The organism is Flavobacterium sp. 40-81 (genome assembly GCF_001898245.1).
GTDB lineage: Bacteria > Bacteroidota > Bacteroidia > Flavobacteriales > Flavobacteriaceae > Flavobacterium > Flavobacterium inviolabile.
Genome location: NZ_MKTM01000010.1, coordinates 55,697 through 75,454, shown reverse-complemented (window position 1 = coordinate 75,454; position 19,758 = coordinate 55,697). Strand labels below are relative to the sequence as shown.

The 19,758-nt window shown below is 39.4% G+C and carries 21 protein-coding genes; 19 read left to right on the top strand and 2 right to left on the bottom strand.

The window, feature by feature from the left end; genetic code table 11:
* Nucleotides 1-167: 167 nt before the first annotated feature.
* The 11 genes from serS (at nucleotide 168) to BGO42_RS03185 (ending at nucleotide 9,226) form a co-directional block, all read left to right on the top strand.
* Entirely contained in the window at nucleotides 168-1,439 is a 1,272-nt protein-coding gene (gene serS, locus BGO42_RS03235) for a serine--tRNA ligase (protein ID WP_273245999.1), read from the top strand.
* Between the two features lie 80 nt (nucleotides 1,440-1,519).
* Nucleotides 1,520-3,298, top strand: a complete 1,779-nt coding sequence (locus tag BGO42_RS03230) for a tetratricopeptide repeat protein (RefSeq protein WP_273246000.1) — start codon at nucleotides 1,520-1,522, stop codon at nucleotides 3,296-3,298.
* 53 nt (nucleotides 3,299-3,351) lie between these two features.
* Nucleotides 3,352-3,663, top strand: coding sequence for a DUF4286 family protein (locus BGO42_RS03225; RefSeq protein ID WP_177731188.1), 312 nt, complete (start codon nucleotides 3,352-3,354; stop codon nucleotides 3,661-3,663).
* Between the two features lie 41 nt (nucleotides 3,664-3,704).
* Nucleotides 3,705-4,484: a 16S rRNA (adenine(1518)-N(6)/adenine(1519)-N(6))-dimethyltransferase RsmA gene (rsmA, locus tag BGO42_RS03220; protein ID WP_177731190.1), complete on the top strand. Its 780-nt coding sequence runs from the start codon at nucleotides 3,705-3,707 to the stop codon at nucleotides 4,482-4,484.
* Complete coding sequence (gene mgtE, locus BGO42_RS03215; protein ID WP_177731192.1) at nucleotides 4,474-5,826, top strand: magnesium transporter; 1,353 nt, start codon at nucleotides 4,474-4,476, stop codon at nucleotides 5,824-5,826. Before rsmA ends, mgtE begins: the two co-directional genes overlap by 11 nt.
* An 18-nt stretch (nucleotides 5,827-5,844) precedes the next feature.
* Complete coding sequence (gene proC, locus BGO42_RS03210) at nucleotides 5,845-6,624, top strand: pyrroline-5-carboxylate reductase (RefSeq protein ID WP_177731194.1); 780 nt, start codon at nucleotides 5,845-5,847, stop codon at nucleotides 6,622-6,624.
* Nucleotides 6,621-7,577 carry a 2-hydroxyacid dehydrogenase gene (locus BGO42_RS03205; RefSeq protein ID WP_273246002.1) on the top strand — a complete coding sequence of 319 codons (957 nt, stop codon included), beginning with the start codon at nucleotides 6,621-6,623 and terminating at the stop codon, nucleotides 7,575-7,577. The genes proC and BGO42_RS03205 overlap by 4 nt, the downstream gene beginning before the upstream one ends.
* The gene (locus BGO42_RS03200; RefSeq protein ID WP_177731198.1) at nucleotides 7,570-7,968 is read left to right on the top strand and encodes a hypothetical protein; all 399 of its coding nucleotides are present in this window, start codon (nucleotides 7,570-7,572) and stop codon (nucleotides 7,966-7,968) included. The genes BGO42_RS03205 and BGO42_RS03200 overlap by 8 nt, the downstream gene beginning before the upstream one ends.
* Complete coding sequence (locus BGO42_RS03195; RefSeq protein ID WP_177731200.1) at nucleotides 7,961-8,359, top strand: VOC family protein; 399 nt, start codon at nucleotides 7,961-7,963, stop codon at nucleotides 8,357-8,359. The genes BGO42_RS03200 and BGO42_RS03195 overlap by 8 nt, the downstream gene beginning before the upstream one ends.
* A gap of 44 nt (nucleotides 8,360-8,403) precedes the next feature.
* Nucleotides 8,404-8,787 (top strand): DUF4234 domain-containing protein, encoded by a 384-nt coding sequence (locus BGO42_RS03190; protein WP_246297033.1) that lies wholly within the window; start codon nucleotides 8,404-8,406, stop codon nucleotides 8,785-8,787.
* Complete coding sequence (locus tag BGO42_RS03185; RefSeq protein ID WP_273246004.1) at nucleotides 8,762-9,226, top strand: DUF2752 domain-containing protein; 465 nt, start codon at nucleotides 8,762-8,764, stop codon at nucleotides 9,224-9,226. Before BGO42_RS03190 ends, BGO42_RS03185 begins: the two co-directional genes overlap by 26 nt.
* Nucleotides 9,227-9,277: 51 nt before the next feature.
* Here BGO42_RS03185 and BGO42_RS03180 read toward each other — a convergent pair whose 3' ends face one another.
* Complete coding sequence (locus BGO42_RS03180; protein WP_177731204.1) at nucleotides 9,278-11,089, bottom strand: GNAT family N-acyltransferase; 1,812 nt, start codon at nucleotides 11,087-11,089, stop codon at nucleotides 9,278-9,280.
* A 193-nt stretch (nucleotides 11,090-11,282) separates the two neighbouring features.
* On the opposite strand from BGO42_RS03180, the gene BGO42_RS03175 reads away from it, so the two are divergent.
* From BGO42_RS03175 to BGO42_RS03165, 3 genes are all read left to right on the top strand, one after another.
* Nucleotides 11,283-12,044 carry an exodeoxyribonuclease III gene (locus tag BGO42_RS03175; protein WP_177731206.1) on the top strand — a complete coding sequence of 254 codons (762 nt, stop codon included), beginning with the start codon at nucleotides 11,283-11,285 and terminating at the stop codon, nucleotides 12,042-12,044.
* 17 nt (nucleotides 12,045-12,061) lie between these two features.
* Nucleotides 12,062-13,027: an OmpA/MotB family protein gene (locus BGO42_RS03170; RefSeq protein WP_177731207.1), complete on the top strand. Its 966-nt coding sequence runs from the start codon at nucleotides 12,062-12,064 to the stop codon at nucleotides 13,025-13,027.
* A 98-nt stretch (nucleotides 13,028-13,125) separates the two neighbouring features.
* The gene (locus BGO42_RS03165; RefSeq protein ID WP_177731209.1) at nucleotides 13,126-14,160 is read left to right on the top strand and encodes an NADP(H)-dependent aldo-keto reductase; all 1,035 of its coding nucleotides are present in this window, start codon (nucleotides 13,126-13,128) and stop codon (nucleotides 14,158-14,160) included.
* Nucleotides 14,161-14,163: 3 nt separating this feature from the next.
* Here BGO42_RS03165 and BGO42_RS03160 read toward each other — a convergent pair whose 3' ends face one another.
* Nucleotides 14,164-15,531: a PQQ-dependent sugar dehydrogenase gene (locus BGO42_RS03160; RefSeq protein ID WP_273246008.1), complete on the bottom strand. Its 1,368-nt coding sequence runs from the start codon at nucleotides 15,529-15,531 to the stop codon at nucleotides 14,164-14,166.
* 376 nt (nucleotides 15,532-15,907) lie between these two features.
* On the opposite strand from BGO42_RS03160, the gene BGO42_RS03155 reads away from it, so the two are divergent.
* The 5 genes from BGO42_RS03155 to BGO42_RS03135 all read left to right on the top strand — a co-directional run bounded on the left by BGO42_RS03155 (nucleotide 15,908) and on the right by BGO42_RS03135 (nucleotide 19,738).
* Complete coding sequence (locus BGO42_RS03155; protein ID WP_273246010.1) at nucleotides 15,908-17,593, top strand: T6SS effector amidase Tae4 family protein; 1,686 nt, start codon at nucleotides 15,908-15,910, stop codon at nucleotides 17,591-17,593.
* 5 nt (nucleotides 17,594-17,598) lie between these two features.
* Nucleotides 17,599-18,042, top strand: coding sequence for a hypothetical protein (locus tag BGO42_RS03150; RefSeq protein WP_273246011.1), 444 nt, complete (start codon nucleotides 17,599-17,601; stop codon nucleotides 18,040-18,042).
* 23 nt (nucleotides 18,043-18,065) lie between these two features.
* Complete coding sequence (locus tag BGO42_RS03145; protein ID WP_273246012.1) at nucleotides 18,066-18,371, top strand: hypothetical protein; 306 nt, start codon at nucleotides 18,066-18,068, stop codon at nucleotides 18,369-18,371.
* 180 nt (nucleotides 18,372-18,551) lie between these two features.
* On the top strand, nucleotides 18,552-18,959 hold the full coding sequence (locus BGO42_RS03140; RefSeq protein ID WP_273246013.1) for a hypothetical protein: 408 nt from the start codon (nucleotides 18,552-18,554) through the stop codon (nucleotides 18,957-18,959).
* 170 nt (nucleotides 18,960-19,129) lie between these two features.
* Complete coding sequence (locus tag BGO42_RS03135; protein ID WP_273246015.1) at nucleotides 19,130-19,738, top strand: hypothetical protein; 609 nt, start codon at nucleotides 19,130-19,132, stop codon at nucleotides 19,736-19,738.
* Nucleotides 19,739-19,758: the final 20 nt, after the last annotated feature.

The following is a 19,758-nucleotide window of genomic DNA, read 5'->3' as shown; positions in this document are numbered from 1 at the left end:
AGTAAAATTTGCCAAAGTTAAGGAATAATCTAAAATAGGGGCTCGTTTTTTTCGAATAATGCGCTGATAATTAACAGGGACGGGGAAAGAAGAAAGGCTTTGTTAAATTGCATTCTTTTTTATAAAAAACAATTCCTTAAATTTGCTGACCTTAAAATCATTATAGTATGTTACAGATAGCATTTATTAGAGAAAACCAAGAAAAAGTAATCCAGGCTTTGGCGAAACGTAATTTAGACGCAAAAGCAATGGTTGAAGAAGTGGTGGCTTTAGATGAAAAGCGCCGCGCAACTCAGGTGGAATTAGACAACACTTTGGCAGAATCGAACAAGCTATCCAAAGACATCGGTGAGTTAATGAAGAGCGGTGAGAAAGCCAAAGCGGAAATCTTAAAAGAAAAAACAACCATCTTAAAAGAGAAAAGCAAGGAATTAACAGATGTGTTAAATGCGGTTTCTGATGAATTAACGCAGGAACTGTATAAATTGCCAAACCTTCCTGCCGATGTTGTTCCGGAAGGAAAAACACCGGAAGATAACGAAACCGTTTTTGAAGAAGGAACCATTCCGGTATTGCATGAAGGTGCTATGCCACACTGGGAATTGGTGAAAAAATATGACATTATCGACTTCGAATTGGGAACCAAAATTTCAGGTGCCGGATTCCCGGTTTATAAAGGAAAAGGAGCGCGTTTGCAACGTGCATTGATCGCTTACTTTTTAGATAAAAATACCGAAGCCGGTTATAAAGAATACCAGGTTCCGCATTTAATCAACGAAGCATCAGGATACGGAACAGGGCAGCTGCCGGATAAAGAAGGGCAGATGTACCACGTGGGAATTGACGATTTATACTTAATCCCTACGGCAGAAGTTCCGGTTACCAATTTATTCCGTGATGTGATCTTGCAGGAAAATGAACTGCCGGTTTTATGTACGGGTTACACACCGTGTTTCCGTCGTGAAGCAGGTTCATACGGAGCGCACGTTCGCGGATTAAACCGTTTGCACCAGTTTGATAAAGTGGAGATCGTTAGAATCGAGCATCCTGAAAAATCATACGAAGCCCTGGAAGGAATGGTAGAGCATGTGAAAACATTGCTTCAGGAATTGAAACTGCCATACCGAATCCTGCGTTTGTGCGGAGGCGATATGGGATTCACTTCGGCATTAACCTATGACTTTGAAGTGTTCTCAACAGCACAGGACCGTTGGCTGGAAATCAGCTCGGTATCTAACTTTGAGACTTTTCAGGCAAACCGTCTGAAACTGCGTTTCAGAGATAAAGACGGTAAAAACCACCTGGCACACACGTTAAACGGAAGTTCATTGGCGTTGCCGCGTGTATTGGCAGGAATCCTGGAAAATTATCAAACACCGGAAGGAATCGTAATTCCTGAAGTATTACGTCCTTACACCGGATTTGATATCATAAATTAATAAAATCTTATACTTTAATAATGTACTAATCAGCTAAAAAAAGCTACATTAGTACATTGTTTTTTTATGACAGTTGTGGAATGAAAAACCTTCTTCTTTATATCGTTTTGCTTAGCTCGATGTTTGTTTTCTCGCAAAATGAACAGCTGGCGCAAAACTATTTTGACAGGGGAGAGTTCGATAAAGCAATTGTGATCTATGAAGGCCTGTTGAAAACACAGCCCAATAACTACCTCTACTTTCAGAAACAGATTGCCTGCTACCAGCAGCTGAAAGACTATCCCAAAGCAGAAGAACTGATTAAATTCCGTATCGATAAATTCAGACAAACGAGTCTTTATGTCGAATTGGGGTATAATTACCAGTTGCAGAAGGATACGGATAAAGCCAATAAAAACTATCAGAAAGCATTGGATGTTGTCAAAGAGAACCCGAATAATGTTTACGGTATTGCAAGCGCTTTTGAACAAAAAGTATTATTGGAACAAGCCTTAAAAGCCTACGAACTAGGCGTAGCGGGAAATCCGAACCTGAACTTTGATTACCAGATTGCCTTATTGCAGGGACAACTGGGAAATCTGGAACTGATGATTGAAAAATTACTGGACTATTCCTACCGGAACCAGCCCAATCTGGCTTTGGTGCAAAACCAGCTGGCGCGCTTTATGATGGAAGACACTCAGGAAACCTTTAATGGCAACCTGCGAAAAGCCCTGTTGATCAGAACCCAGAAAACACAGGACATTTTCTGGAACCAGTTTTTAAGCTGGTTTTTTGTGCAGCAAAAAGAATACGGAAAAGCCTTTATTCAGGAAAAAGCCATCTTTAAACGCAACCCGGAAAACCTGTTCAATATTATCAGCCTGGCAAGACTGGCCGTTCAGGAAGGCGAAAACGATACGGCAAAAGAAATCCTGGATTTTATACTGCTAAACACCCAGGATATGGAATTGCAGATGGAAGCACATTATCAGCTTATTTCGATGGATATCGATAAAGCAGCGGTAAAAGACTATCCGGTAATTCAGGAAAAACTGTCCGGATTACTCAAACAATACGGGGTATCCCCATATTCGCTGCACCTGCAAATCTTAAAAGCACATTTTGACGCCTTTAACCTGAAACAGTTTGAAGCGGCAAAAACAACACTCACCCAATCGCTGGACTTGCCGTTAAACAATTACCAGAAAGCGGAAGTAAAAATGGAACTGGCAGACGTTTTGCTGCTGGATGAAAAATTCAATCAGGCGATCATTTATTATGCACAAATAGAAGACGACCTGAAAAATGATGAAATAGGACACGAAGCCAGCTTTAAAATGGCAAAAGCCAGTTACTTTAAAGGCGACTTCGACTGGGCACAGCAGCAATTTAAAGTCCTTAAAGCATCGTCGTCACAACTCATTGCAAACGATGCGCTGGAGCTATTCCTGTTAATCAGCGATCATACCGTTCAGGACAGTACACAGGTTGCCTTAAAGAAATTTGCAAAAGCGGATTTCCTGTTGTACCAGAACAAAACCAATGAAGCCTTAAGCGGATTCCAGTCCCTTTTGAGCGAACAGAAAGGGAAAAGTATCGAAGACGAAACCCTGCTGAAAATAGGGCAGATCCTGGAACAGAAAAAAGACTATACCGGGGCCTTAAAAACCTATCAGGAAATTATAGAAAAACATGCAGAAGGTGTCTATGTCGATGAAGCCTTGTTTTTCTCGGCAGAGATATACCGGAAATATTTGCCGGATGTTGAAAAAGCCAAAGCACTTTATGAAAAAGTGATTTTCAGCCATCAGGACAGTATCTATTATGTGGATGCCCGAAACAACTACAGAAAATTAAGAGGAGATAATAATTTATAAACGCAAAGCGTTCCGGTTACTCCCAATACAATAACAATTAAGATTCCTAAAAAATGATAATTTACAACGTAACGATTAATATACACGAAAGTGTACATGATGCCTGGATGAAATGGATGCAGGAAAAGCACATTGCCGATGTTCTGGCAACGGGGAAATTTACTTCGGCCCGTATGGTAAGAGTGCTGATTGAAGAAGAAATGGGCGGTGTTACCTATTCCATTCAGTACACGACAGACAGCAAAGAAACCCTGCAAAAATACTATGATGAAGATGCGCCTCGTTTAAGAGCGGAAGGATTTGCTTTGTTTGGGGATAAAATGCTGGCTTTCAGAACCGAATTACAGCTCATCAGTGATCATTAATAACAAACAGCACAGCGGTAGAATCTTTAAAAGACCAAAAAATGGATAAGGTAAGAGCAAAAAAACATTTGGGACAACACTTTCTGAATGATGAGAATATTGCAAAAAAAATTGCAGATTCGCTGGTATTGGAAGGCTATAAAAAAGTATTGGAAATTGGTCCCGGAATGGGCGTGCTCACGAAGTATCTTTTGGAGAAACCCATAGAAACCTATGTGATCGAGATCGATACCGAGTCGGTGGAATACCTGCAAACGCATTACCTGCAGCTGAGCAACCGTATTATTTCCAAAGACTTTTTAAAATATAATATTAAAGAAGTCTTTGGCGACGAACCTTTTGCCATTATTGGTAATTTCCCGTACAATATTTCTTCACAAATCGTATTCCGCGCACTGGAACTGAGAGATCAGATTCCGGAATTTTCCGGGATGTTTCAAAAAGAAGTAGCCGAGCGTATCTGTGAAAAAAAAGGCACCAAAGCCTATGGTATACTTTCCGTACTGGTACAGGCTTTTTATGATACGGAATACCTGTTTACAGTATCGGAAAACGTTTTTACACCGCCGCCAAAAGTGAAGTCGGGAGTGATGCGCATGCGTAGAAAAGAAAACTACAAACTGCCGTGTGATGAGAAAATGTTTTTTAATGTGGTGAAAACCGCATTTAACCAACGCAGAAAAACACTGCGAAATAGCTTAAAAGTTTTTCAGCTATCGGATAATTTAAGAGAAGATAGTATCTTTGACCTCCGCCCGGAGCAAATCTCGGTAGAACAATTTATAGAACTCACTCAAAAAATAGCCGCCGATGGAGTTTAAAATCAGCAGAGACTTTATTGCTCAGATTGAGCAACTAATCAGTGAAAACAAAGGACAGGAACTCGAAATTCTGCTCCAGGACGTTCACTATGCTGATATTGCCGAAATCATGGAGGAACTCGATGATGCAGAGGCAAGCTATCTTTTTAAAATCCTTGACAGTGAAAAAACGGCCGAAATTCTTCTTGAACTAGACGAAGAAGTCCGTGAAAAAATCCTTCGAAACCTTTCTGCAAAAGAAATTGCGGAAGAGCTGGATGAGTTAAATACCGATGATGCTGCCGACATTATCGCCGAATTGCCACAGTCTAAAAAAGAAGAGGTAATCTCCGAGCTGGAAGACGTGGAACACGCAAAAGACATTGTAGACTTATTGCGTTATGACGAAGATACTGCCGGTGGACTAATGGGGAAAGAGCTGGTAAAAGTGAATGAAAACTGGAATGTGCTCACCTGTGTTAAAGAAATGCGGCAACAGGCAGAGAATGTTTCCCGCGTGCATTCCATTTATGTAGTGGACGATGAAGAACGCCTGAAAGGCCGTTTGTCCCTGAAAGACTTGCTGACTACTTCTACCAAAACGCCAATCAGCGAGGTATACATCAAAAAAGTAGACTATGTAAAAGTAGATACCAAAGATGTTGAAGTGGCGCGTATCATGCAGAAATATGACCTGGAAGCCATTCCGGTTGTAGACGAAATGGGGCGCCTGGTAGGACGTATTACCATTGACGATATCGTTGACGTTATTAAAGAAGAAGCCGATAAGGATTACCAGTTGGCTGCCGGTATCTCGCAGGATGTTGAGGCAGATGACAGTATCCTTGAATTAACCCGTGCGCGTTTGCCATGGCTGGTTCTGGCACTATTGGGAGGATTCATCAGCGTTAAGGTATTAGGCCTTTTTGACGGCGCGATGGAAAACCATCCGGAATTGTTTTTCTTCACACCGTTGATTGCTGCAATGGCAGGAAACGTTGGAGTACAATCCTCTGCAATTATTGTTCAGGGTTTGGCAAACAACACCTTAAGCGGTTCTTTGTGGAACCGGTTACTGAAAGAAGTCAGCCTTAGCCTGCTAAACGGATTTATATTAGCCATTATTTTATTAATCGGAAGCCATTTCCTTTTAGGTGTAAGCCCTATGCTGGGTATCACCGTAACCGTAGCTTTACTTTCGGTAATTGTTACCGCTTCCGTTTTGGGTACTTTTATCCCCATGACCTTAAACCGTTATGGTATTGACCCCGCTTTGGCTACCGGGCCATTTATTACCACCAGTAATGACATTTGCGGGATCCTGATTTACTTTTCCATAGCCAAACTGATATTGGGCTTTTAATCATAAAAAACTGTTCTTATGAAAATTGTAGTGATTGGTGGTGGTAATTTAGGTACCTCCATCGCTTTGGGCATTGCTAAATTTACCGAAGGTAACACCTTAGTGGTTACCAGGAGAAATTTGGAAACAATTCGTTTTTTGGAAGATAGCGGCATACAGTTATCCTCCGATAATAACGATGCGGTTACTAACGCCGATGTGGTCATTTTAGCCGTAAAACCCTTTCAGGTAACCAATATCATTACAGCCTTACGACCCCATTTAAAACAGAAAATTGTTGCCTCAGCGGTTAGCGGACTTTCAATGGAAAGCCTGCAGGAGCAATTGGATGCGACTTCGGTTGCCATCCGTATTATGCCGAATATTGCCATCCGGTTTGGTGCTTCGGCAACCTGTGTGACCCTGCGGGAAGACGATTGCAATACCGTACAGCCCTTTTTAAACATTTTGGCCCAGTTGGGTTCCGTAGAGGTCATTGAAGAAAAAATGATGGATGCGGCAACGGTTCTGGGAGCCTGCGGAACGGCGTATGCACTGCGCTATATCCGGGCAGCAATGCAGGCCGGAATTGAGATCGGTTTTGATGCCCAGACAGCATTGGCAATCGCCTCGCAAACGGTGAAAGGCGCTGCCGAAATGGCATTGCAGGAAAAAGTGCACCCGGAACAGCTTATAGACCGGGTTACAACGCCAAAAGGCTGTACCATCGCCGGACTCAATGAAATGGAACATCAGGGATTCAGTTCGTCACTGATTAAAGGAATAAAAACATCATTAGACAATATAAAAGGGACATGAATCAGGACGTAAAAATACTTCATATCGATAGTAACCACCCTATATTATGGGCACAGCTGGAAGCGGCAGGATTTGTTAATCATGAAGATTTTAAATCCTCCAAAGAAGCGGTGGAAGCCAAAATTCAGGATTATAACGGTATAGTGATCCGAAGCCGTTTTAAAATAGACAAAGCCTTTCTGGATAAGGCTGTAAACCTGCAGTTTATTGCAAGAGTAGGTGCAGGACTGGAAAGCATCGACTGTGACTATGCAACAGCAAAAGGGGTGCATTTAATAGCGGCACCGGAAGGAAATCGCAATGCGGTTGGGGAACATGCTTTGGGCATGCTGCTGTCCTTGTTTAACAAGCTTAACAAAGCCGACAGGGAAGTGCGGAGCGGACACTGGAACCGGGAACCGAATCGCGGCCACGAACTGGACGGTAAAACGGTTGGGATCATTGGTTACGGAAATATGGGAAAATCCTTTGCCAAAAAGCTACGGGGATTTGATGTGGAAGTACTGTGTTATGATATCCTGGATAATGTAGGCGACGGAAATGCACGCCAGGTTTCATTGCTCGAATTGCAGAAAAGAGCCGATGTGCTGAGTCTGCATACGCCCTGGACGCCGGAAACCGATAAGATGATTAATGCTGATTTTATCGATGCCTTTTCAAAACCGTTCTGGTTTATCAATACCGCAAGAGGAAACAGTGTGGTTACTGCTGATTTGGTTACCGCCATGAAAACGGGTAAAATTCTGGGAGCCGGATTAGACGTACTGGAATATGAAAAATTATCTTTCGAAAACCTGTTTACCGATGGGCAAACGCCGGATGCTTTTCAGTATTTACTGGAATCGGAAAATGTATTGTTAACACCGCATATTGCCGGATGGACGGTGGAAAGTAAAGAAAAACTGGCACAGGTGATCGTTGATAAGATTGTTAAACACTATAAACATGAATAAGATAGCCTATTATTTAGTGATTCTTGTTGGAGTCATTACCTGTCTGAGCTTCTTTCCGCATGCGTTTTTAGGAATGAAAGCGGTGATGGAACATATTGCCAAAGGAGAAATACAGGAGCCGGCTGCGAACGGGATGCGGATGATCTGGTTTTATTCGTCTGTAATGATGCTGCTAAGCGGGATGTGGATGCTTTTTTTGGCAAAACCCATAAAAGAAGGGCAGTTCCGGGCCAGGGTACAAATGTTGCTGCTGGGTTTGGGATTGAGTATCTTTGGATTGGGATGTACGTATATTTCGGGAGAAATAGATCATATGTTTTTATTTACTATTGAAGGAATATTGCTGTTGCTGGCAGTGACCTTGTTTTTTAAAAATCAGAACCATGGATAAAAAAGAAATTAAAAGAGTTACCGGATTAGGAGGTTTTTTCTTTAAGAGTGAAAACCCGGATGCAATTAAGGAATGGTATAAAGATCGTTTGGGACTTCCTGTCGATGCTTATGGCTGTTCGTTTCAGTGGAAAGACAAAGATGGCAATGACGGTTCTACGCAATGGTCGCCGTTTTCAAAAGATACTAATTATTTCAAACCCAGTGAAAAACAGTTTATGATGAATTTCAGGGTGGATAATCTGGTGGCCTTGCTGGAGGTGTTGCGGGAAGAAGGAGTTACGATTGTTGGTGAGATGGAGGAGTACGAATACGGGAAATTTGGCTGGATTATGGATCCGGAAGGAAACAAAATTGAACTTTGGGAGCCGAATGATGATGCTTTTCTATAAAAAGTACTATATTCGCTACATAATCAATCTAATCAAAACAAAAAATGGAAGTAAAAAGTTCAATGTCAGAGGATTGGAATAATCCTCAAATCCCGGAATTTAAGGTCGATCCGATCATGGTTTTAGTTTTCGGATTTCTAACGTGCGGGTTATACCTTATCTACTGGAATATTAAAGTTGCAGAAGTTTTAAATGCTGTAGCCGGGAAACAAATCATTTCGCAGCCGGTTGCTATTTTTTCCGGATGTTGTATGCCTGTTAACTTGTATTATTACTACATAGCAGGTAAAGAAGGTTTACCAAAAGTATATGAGAAAATTGGTGAGCCAAACAAAGACCAATCGGTTCTTTTATTAGTGTTAGGTTTTATTTTTCCAATGGTGGCAGCAATGATTGTACAAGGTGATATCAATAAGCTTTACAAATAATAAAAAGAAACAACTCAAAGTATATGGAATTATCGGGGCATTAATTACCCTGATAATTCCTTTTTTGCTTACGTTTCAAAACGAGCACAATCATCTGGATACGGCACAATCGCTTTGTCCTTTTAAAATGCTCACAGGCTTTCCGTGTCCCGGATGTGGGATTACGAAGTCCTTGGTATATATTTATGAAGGAGATTTGTACAGAAGCCTTTATTTTCATTTATTCGGGCCGTTAGTGTTTGTATTCTGTATCCTGACGGTAATTGTTTTAACAATAGAGCTGATAACCGATAAAAGCTATTTCAGGGATATTTTTTACAGCCGTAAAATAGCCTATATTTTAGGAGTTATACTGGTCGTGTATCATTTAATCCGACTGTATTATTTTATTTTCGATAATACTTTCGACGATATACTCCGGCAGTCTGTATGGAGATAAAAAAAGCGCCCTGATCATCTCAGGGCGCTTTTTTTATCATTATTATATTTCTTATTCTCCTTTTTCATTGAGTTTTCTTTCCAGTTCAGCCTGAAACTCTTCCATAACCGGTTTAACGGTGCTTTCCGGTAAGTCGGCAATTCGGATGTACATTAAGCCGTCTACAGCGTTGTTAAACAGCGGATCTACATTAAAGGCTACTACGCGTGCATTCTGTTTGATGTATTTTTTGATCAGTACCGGTAAGCGAAGGCTTCCCGGTTCTACCTCATCAATGATCTTGTCAAATTTGTTCAAATCGGCTTCCGTTTCGTTAAAAACAAAATCTTTGTCGGCGTCTTTTAGTTTAACCTTGTATTCTTTCTTAGGGTGGATGTACTGGGCAATATACGGGTCGTAATAATGCGACTTCATAAACTCAATCATCAGCGATTTGGAAAAATCGGAAAACTGGTTGCTGATACTCACGCCGCCAATCAGGAATTTGTGTTCCGGGTGACGTAAAGTAGTGTGTACAATTCCTTTCCACAACAGGAATAAAGGCATTGGTTTTTGCTGGTACTCCTTAATGATAAAAGCACGTCCCATTTCGATAGATTTAGACATCATATCGTATAATTCCGGTTCGAAGCGGAACAGTTCGTGCAGGTAAAACCCGTTAATACCGAATTTTTTATAAATCTCGGAACCCAATCCCATACGGTAAGCTCCGGCAATACGTTTTGCATCATCATCCCATAAAAACATGTGGTGATAATATTTGTCGTATTGGTCTAAGTCTAAAGACTCGTTGGTACCTTCTCCTACTTCTCTAAAAGTAATTTCTCTCAAACGGCCCACTTCGTGCAGGATATTCGGAATCTTATCGGCAGTCACTAAGAAAACTTCGTAGTTCTTGCTTTGTAAAAGACGGTAGTCGCCTTTTCGCAATTCGGTTACTTCCTGTAAGATCTTTTCGTTATTGGCAGGATTGGCAATTTGCTTCGGACTGCTTTTAGGAAGCTGTAATTTTAAACTTGGAGGGGACAGTAATTTACTTTCCGCTTCAAAAGAATTGGCAAGCATGTATGTTTTACGACGTAAGAATTCGGAATAAGCCTCAATGCTTTCATATTCGCACTGCTCGTTAACAGAGATCGGTTTCCCGATACGGACTTTTATCACCCTTTTTTTCTGTGTCAGTAATTCCGATGGTAATTTAGCCGTACGCAGTGTAGGGCTGATTTTGGATAACAAATAAAATAAACGGCTGTTTTTTGCGTGGAAATAAATAGGCACTACCGGAACATTCGCTTTTTTGATAAGCTTTAATGCGCCTTCTTCCCAGGGTTTGTCCACAACAAGCTCATCGTCTTTATAGGTAGAAACTTCACCGGCCGGGAAAATACCCAATGGTTTTCCGTCACTTAAATGTCTGAGTGTTTCTTTAATGCCTACTACGCTGGATTTGGCATCCTTGTGATTTTCAAAAGGATTAACCGGCATAACATAAGGCTTTAACGGTTCGATGCGGTGTAATAAAAAGTTGGCAATAATTTTGAAATTCGGTTCTTTTTCAAGCATTAATTTCAATAGCAATATACCATCGATCCCACCTAAAGGATGATTGGAAATCGTAATATAAGCACCTTCTTTTGGTAATCTTTTAAGATCTTCTTCGGGAATTTCAAATTTTATCTGGAATTCGTCCAGAATTGCATTGAGAAATTCTACATCACTAAGATGTTTGTTTCTGTTATAAATCTTGTTAAGAGTAGAAATTTTCAATACCTTCATCAGTAACCAGCCTGAAAAAGTTCCTAAAAACCCGTATTTATCAGTGTTTATTGCCTTGGCAACTTCTTTAGCGGTAACTAAACCCATTTAATTTCGTTTTGAGCGAAAAACAAAGATAATAAATCTCATCTAACGCAAAAAGGCTTTGGTCTATTATTACGTTTTTTTTAATGAAGAATATAATTAGGTATTTGATTGTGAATGATTTGTTCTATTTCCATAATTCTTGTTTTAATTCTATTGGTTTTTACCTATTTTTGGAGAAAATGAAACAGTAACGATGAAAATTATCTCTTATAATGTCAACGGAATCCGTGCGGCAATCACTAAAGGGTTTTTAGATTGGCTGAAAAGTGCTGATCCTGATGTAATTTGCCTTCAGGAAATTAAAGCCACACAGGAACAGATTCCGTTATTGGATATAGAATTAGCCGGGTATCCGTATCATTATTGGTTCCCAGCGGAGAAAAAAGGCTATAGCGGTGTCGCGGTCTTATCGAAGATAAAGCCGAATAATGTTGTTTTCGGAACCGGAATTCCGCACATGGATAAAGAAGGCAGAAACCTTAGGGTAGACTTTGATGATGTTTCGGTCATGAGTCTGTACCTGCCATCGGGAACAAACATCGACCGTCTGGATCATAAATTTATGTATATGGCCGATTTTCAGAACTATATCAACGAACTGAAAAAAGAGGTTCCGAATTTGATTATCTGCGGCGATTATAATATTTGTCACGAGGCAATTGATATTCATGATCCTATCCGAAATGCAAAAGTTTCCGGATTCCTGCCGGCAGAACGGGCATGGCTGGATGCTTTTATGAAAAGCGGCTTTGTGGACAGTTTCCGTCATTTTAACAAAGAACCGCATCATTACAGCTGGTGGAGTTACAGGGCAAATGCAAGAGCGAATAACAAAGGCTGGAGAATTGACTATAACCTGGTGAGCGAACCTTTAAAAGAAAGAATGAAGCGCGCGGTTATTTTACCGGAAGCCAAACATTCTGACCACTGCCCGGTTTTATTAGAAATAGAATAATCAAAATACCACTAAAGATGATTAAAAAAATGTCTATTGGAGTTTTGGCTTTAGCCTTATCAACTTCATGTGTTTCTAAAAAAATATACACGGATTTAGAAACGAAATTTGCAGATTTAAAGAAAGAAAACCGTCAGTTATCCGATGAAAATACGGCTTTAAGCAAGGATAAAAATCAATTGGACCTGTTGTCAAAAGATTTACAGGGGCAATTGGACAAGCTGAAAGCAGAGCGTGACAAACTGGCTTCCGACTATGCGGCATCCAAAAACAGCCTGAACACATTACAGTCTTCTTATAAAGCATTGGAAAAAAACAGTGATGATGCTTTACAGAGCAATATGAACAAAAACCGCGAACTTTTAGCACAGCTGGAAGCCAAAGAAAAAGCTTTGGCAGCGGAAAGAGACCGTCTGGAAAAACTGAAGAACGATTTAAAAGACCGTTCGGACAGGGTTAACGAGCTGGAAAGCATGATTGCAGAAAAAGAGGCGAGTATGAAAAAACTGAAAGAAACCCTTTCTAAAGCCTTAAATGCATTTGAAGGAAAAGGATTAACAGTGGAGCATAAAAACGGAAAAGTTTACGTTTCAATGGAGAATAAATTGTTATTCGGAACCGGAAGCTGGGCTGTAGGAACAGAAGGAAGAAAAGCAGTTGTAGCTGTTGGTAAGGTATTGGGTGACAACCCGGAAATTACTGTGCTGATTGAAGGCCACACGGATAATGATAAATTTGCAGGAGCTGTTGGGCAAATCGAAAACAACTGGGATCTGTCTACAAAAAGAGCTACGGCAATTGTGAACATCCTGGCGGAGAACAAAGCGATCGACAAGAAAAACCTGACCGCGGCCGGTAGAGGGGAATATGCTCCGATAGCGACGAATGATACCGCAGAAGGAAAATCGAAAAACCGTAGAATTGAAATTATTCTGACGCCAAAACTGGATGAAATTTCTAAAATGCTGAATGATATTAACTAAGCATTGTTAAACATAAAAAAGAGAGGTTCAGCATTTACATACTGAACCTTTATTTTTGCGTACTTTTGAAACCCATAATTTTCGATACATTTTACAAAATGAAATATACGACATTACCCCATACCGATGTGAAAGTCAGTAGCATCTGTCTGGGAACCATGACTTTTGGTGAACAGAATACCGAAGCGGAAGCTCATGAACAACTGGATTTTGCCCTGGATAAGGGAATCAATTTTCTGGATACTGCCGAAATGTATCCGGTAGCCGCACGCCAGGAAACAACCGGAAGAACGGAACGTTATATCGGAAGCTGGCTGCAAAAAAACGGAAACCGCGATAAAGTAGTGATTGCAACCAAAATTGCCGGTCCAAACCGCGGCATGGAATACCTGAGAGATGATCTGAGTTTTACTCCTGCAAATATCCGGCAGGCTTTGGAGAAAAGCCTGACCCAGCTGCGAACGGATTATATCGATTTGTACCAGCTGCATTGGCCGGAACGGAAATCGAATATGTTCGGACAACGGGGTTTTACCATTCAGGACGATGCCTGGGAAGATAATTTTAAGGCTGTTCTGGAAACATTTGATGCTTTGATCAAAGAAGGGAAGATCCGCCATATCGGAGTGTCTAACGAAACACCGTGGGGCGTAATGCGTTTTCTGGAAGAAAGCAAGCAGCATGGCTTACCGCGTATTAAAACGATACAAAATCCGTATTCCTTACTGAACCGGACGTTCGAAGTAGGCTTGTCGGAAACCTGTTATCGCGAAAAAGTAGGTTTGTTGGCCTATTCTCCTTTGGGATTCGGAACGCTGACCGGGAAGTTTTTAACCGGGGAACATCCGAATGCACGAATTAAGTTATTCCCGCGATTCTCGCGTTATTCCAGTGCACAATCCACAAATGCGGTACGAAAATACCAGGAAGTTGCGCATTCCTTTGGGCTGACGTTAACCGAAATGGCTCTGGCTTTTGTACAGCAGCAGCAATTTGTGACAGCAACCATTATAGGAGCGACGAATTTGGAACAACTGGATGAAAATATTAAAACGCATAGCATTACCCTTACGGATGAAATGATCAAAGCGATTAACTATATTCAGGAGTTAATTCCAAATCCGGCGCCGTAAAAATTACTCTATAGCCAATTTATGGGTGGCAGTGTTGCCGTTATTATCCATAATGTGTAAAAGATACAAACCTGTAGCCAGATGCGATGTTTTAATTGTGTTTAGCTCCGGGTTTTGTGTTTTCTGGAAAGCAACCTGTTTTCCGTTCATGTCAAAAACCGTTACTTCCGTTGGGAAATTGCTTCCGGATGATTTGATGTTTATTTCGGCTCTGGCCGGATTAGGATAAACGGTAAAAGCCGTTTTGCTGAAATCGGATGTGCTTAAAGAACTGTCCTTGATTTTATAGATGGTTCCGTTGTTAATGGAGCCCACATACAATTCGCCGTTATTATCCTCACCAAAAGTCACAAAGCTGTTTCCGCTGAAATTGGCCGAGTATGTGATGTTTCCGGAGTTGTCGACCATTCCTATTTTGGATGCGCAGTAATCTGTGAAAAAATACTTGTTCTGGAAGTTCGGATACGTGGTTCCGGTATAGACATAGCCACCCGTTATCGAGCAGTTTCCGGCAGAGTGTGTGGTTACTGCTAACGGGAAAGTCATCGTGGATTGTGCCGCACAACCGGTGGCATTATAAGCGGCGTTGCCTTCATAACAGCGCCAGCCGTAATTTAATCCGGCCTGAGTGGAACTTACTTTGTTGATTTCTTCAAAATTATTCTGACCTACATCGGCAATCCACAAATCGCCATTGCTTCTGTTAAACGAAAATTTCCATGGATTTCGGACACCGATTGCCCAGATCTCGTCGGCACCTGCAATACCCACATAAGGATTGTTCGCCGGGATGCCATAAGGCGTGCCGTTGTTAACGTCAATGCGAAGCATTTTTCCCAATAGTTCATTGATGTTCTGTGCGCGGTTTTCCGGGTCACCACCGCTTCCGCCATCGCCCATACCGATATACAGGTATCCGTCCGGACCAAATTTAACAGAACCGCCATTGTGGTTGGAATACGGCTGTGTAATCGTCAGCAGTATGCTGGCACTCGAAGCATTGGCAACATCGGGATTGCCGCTGTTCACGCTATAACGGGAAATAACCGTATTGCCAGCCGTGTTCGTATAATTCACATAGAAAAACCCGTTCGTGCTGTAATTCGGGTGAAAGGCAAGTCCTAACAGTCCGCGTTCGCCGCCGGAACTAATAATGCCGGAAAGATTAAGGAAAGGCGTTGGGTTAACGGTTCCGTTAGCATTTAATATTTTAATGGCACCGCCTCTTTCTACGACAAAGAGACGGGTGTCACCGGCATGGGTGATTTCTACAGGGCTTGAAAATCCGGTTCCGAAACTTTCCAGAGCGACCGTTTGGGAAAAACAGATGCCCGTGACAAGTAACATAAGGGGAAGTAATGCTTTTTTCATAGGTTATGTTGTTAAGTTGGTTGTAGTAAATTTAGTAAAAAATAATTAGGAAGCTGTGCAACTGTTTAATTTTGAGTGTTGTAATTAGAATGCTATGGTCGGTAATTGTTGGCTGTTCATCGGATTTCAGGAGCTTTATCGGTATATCAATGGGGTTGTTTTTTTTAGGTTATTGCAAAAAATAAACAAATAGTTATAGGGTAAAGCTAAAGTGTTTTTTAAAACAAAAAGTTGTATAGTGTTGTTTTTTAATGTTTTAAGCTTGTTTTTTAAAAGTGTTTTATTTATGTTTACAGAATAGATGCCCTCCAAGTAATAATTTTAAAGCAGGTTTGTAGCATTACAATTTGCTTTATTGAACTTTAGAATATACGCCATGTTACAGAAAATGAAAGAATTAGGAGTACTCTTCTCCTTGTGTTTTGTATGTGTCTTTTCCGGATGTGAAAAAGATACTTTTGAGGAAACCTTTGAAAAGAAAGGAAATCCGCTTACGATTAAAAAACTACCTTTTGAATCGTTGAAAAATAATCCCGCCCTATTGTATAAACTGGAGCAGCTCAATGCAAAAAAAACTGCTTTTTTTGGAAAAACGGTAACCGACCCGGTCCATAATTTTTCCTTTGACACCGAAGACGTAACGTATATTGAAAATGGAAGCCAGCATTCGTATACTTTCCCGATTGTAAGAACGGTACCCGGTTTATATGTGGAAAATCTGGTGTTAAACAGGGAAGAAGACGGTGTTTACCATGCTTATATTACAACATATAAACTAAGCCGGGAGCAGGTATTGCGGCTGGGGACTGTTGGCAGCCTGAATGATAAAATGACAATCCGGGCCTTACCGGATTTTGATATGGCTGTTTTAGGGAAAGGTAAATTAAAACCCTGCCATACATTGATAACGGTTCCGGTGGCCTGGAACGAACAAGGGCAGGTTACCCATAGCGAGCTTATTGAATTAATCGATAAGGATTGTATCGACCAGCTCAATAGCGGCGGACAAACAAGTACCGGTGATGGGAATTCCGGTAATGGAGGCGTTTCAGATGGCGGTTGGGGCGGCTGGATGGGAACCGGCTATGACACCGGTGTTTATGATCCGCCGGGAGCGAATAACGGTAATGATACCGGAGCTGAAGGAAGTGTTGGCCATGTAGGGGGAGGTGGTGTTGCTTATGGAGATGGTTCACCCGTTATTACCACTCCGGTAGTACCGATGACATTTACATCATTTATAAAAAATTTTAAACAGGGAGTGAGCCAGCTGGTTCCGGATAATCAATGGTGGAATACAACAAACGGGAAAAAGATAGTTCAATATTTACAGCATAATTTTAATACCCAAACAGGATCCGTTGATTTTCAGGTGTCGGAGTTTGTGACTTGGGCTGTTGGGTATTTTAACCTGCATCCTGATGTAACTTGGACACAGTTTGAGAATTGGTTTTTAATACCAAATGAAGGAAAGGATGGGGATTATGATAGTGAGTTTTGGGAAGATCCTAATCTTACTTTTCAACAGCAACAGTTGCCAAGTTTTAATGCTTTTGATAATGCCTATCCACGAATAGAGGGAATTCAATTGGCACAATTAGTAGGGGGAGAAGTTCTGCAATTATATAATCAGTATCCTGCTGTAGTTAGAGGATTTTGCGCCCTTAAGGTGTCCAGAGCATTAAATTATTCAGGAATTATAATCCCCAATATTGTTACTACAAATAATAAACCAGGAACGGTTCTTGGATCTGATGGAAAATACTATTTTTTGAATGCTAAAGCTTTAAATAAATGGATGAGAAAAACTTTTGGAATGGCTCCTTCAAATTCAAATCATGTTAATTTTACAGCAGCACAAGGAGGTGTATACGGACAGAATTTCCCTCAATTAACGGCTGGGATAAAAGGAATATATTCTATGGTTACAAATGATCCCAACCACGTGTGGGCTTCAGGGCATGCTGATTTAATATATAACAGTAGTTGTGTATTTGGTTGTCATTTCCACGATGTCCCTCCTGCAATATTAGAATATATAGATATATGGATTTTAGATTGAAAAATATGAGAAAAATAATGACTGTTATATGCCTCTTATGGTATGGTATTTTTAATGCTCAAATAAAAAATTGTGAAAAGATTGATACTATAGTGGTGAATGAAATAAAATACCCCACATATTATTTTAGTTCTGAAATAAGTCTTTCAGGGTTCTTAAATATTTTTGTTGTTGATATTGAGAATTTTGAGAAAGTAAAAAAAATGATTCCAAAGATTTATTCTGAAAGAAAGCAGGAATGTACAGAATATTATGTTTTAGGAGTTTATAATTTGAAAGACAAATCTTCTTTAACTCAATCGGCTATTTCTGTTTTGGTTAACAATATTAACGTAGCCAGAAAAAAAAGAGAAAATCCTTATATAGAGGAGATAAAGACTACAGATAGAAAAAACATACATTTTTTATACAAACCGGAGGAGATATGTAAGTATATGTTTTGTAAATGAAATTGTAACTAAAAGTTATTATTATGAAAAAACATTTTATAATGTTCGTTATTATCGTTTGTAATATAGTATGTTCACAAAACAAAAATATTGCCATCAAGTTTTCTAACAGCATTATCAATAATGTTGAAAATGAAAAAATATATACTATTTTCATTAGAAAAGACACGCTTAAACAACGTGAACGATTTGAATTTTTTTCGTTGCAATTAGATGATGTTAAGAAAAGGATGACTTCAAAAAAATGCACTGTTTATAGTTATCATGACGCTTATAATAAAAAGTTAATGGATTATACATTTATAAATGAAAATGGAGATAATGTTTAGATATTATATTTTAATAAAGATCTCATCGTTCCTGTATTACTAAATGAACATGGTGAAATAGTAGCAATAAGCACAATGAACAAAAGGAAAAAGAAAGTCTTTCTTTTGATTTGATACAACAAACGTTGATAAGGAATATTACTTTGGTTATAAAGGAAAGAGTATTAAACTAAGAATAAGATGAAAAAAACCGGAATATTTTTCCTGATTATATTAATGTTTTATGGGTGTTCTACTTTAAAACAGCATGAAAAGAAAGAGTATAAGGAACGTTTTAAAACGGAACTTCTTTGCGAATGTTTAAAATATGGTTTTAATGAATCGAAAGAAATAAAGAAATTATTAAAAGAGGATAAAAGTCTGGTTTTTGACGAACCATTTGATAAAAAACACGGGGTTATTGAAGAATTGGCAAAGTTAACATATCAAAAGATTCGTAAGGATTCTATAAATACAATAGGAAAAGTTGCGGAAGGAGCAGAAGGGAAAAGAGTTTTTCAACAATGTTTAAAGGTTTACAATAGTAAAAAAATAGATTCATTGGCGATTCTTTATTATAAAAAAAGGAATGATCAGCGTGATGAATAACGGCTTTGTAATTGTTAAACACATTGAGTTAGTTACAGTATTAGTTTTTAATAATATTGAAACCAAAGCAATACCATGAGAAAAAAGTCTTTCTTTTGATTTGATACAACAATCGTTGATAAGGAATATTGACTTTGGCTATACAGGAAAGGATATTAAAATAAAAAAGAATGAAAAAAATATTGTGTTTTATATTTCTGCTAACGAGCTTGAGTGCTTTTAAGATGGCAGCCCAGATTATTAACAAGGATACCATTTTTTTACTAAATGAAAAATCACAAAAAGTATATATTGAACCCAATAAGAATTCAGAACACTATACTTTTTTTAAAACCTTTGAATCTGAAATAAAGACAAATAAAAAGAGTAGTAAAAACGAAAAATGGATTCCGATTTATAGTTATAATGGAGCATACTATCTCTATGTTCCCTGTGATTCCGGTTATAATAAAAGGATAGAATTGACAGAAAAAAAACTTACGGTTGAAGATTTTGAAAGTTCCACTTATGAAATTAGAAAAATTAATAGTGCTTCAAAAGAGGTCTTCATCTTTTTATATGAAGACTATGGAGGGAACAAGGCATATTTAGAATATACTATTTTTGACAAGCAAAAAGGGATAGCAATATTTAAGTTTGAAAACAGGTATAGTCTTATGATAAATGAAAAAAATCTTAAGGATTTTCCAATTATTGTTAACGAATGTAAGTTTGAAAAAGTAAAAGAATTTACGTTCGACGAACCGGATTATAAACAGCTTCTTAAACAAATAAAATAGCTTAAAAAAACAAATCCCCT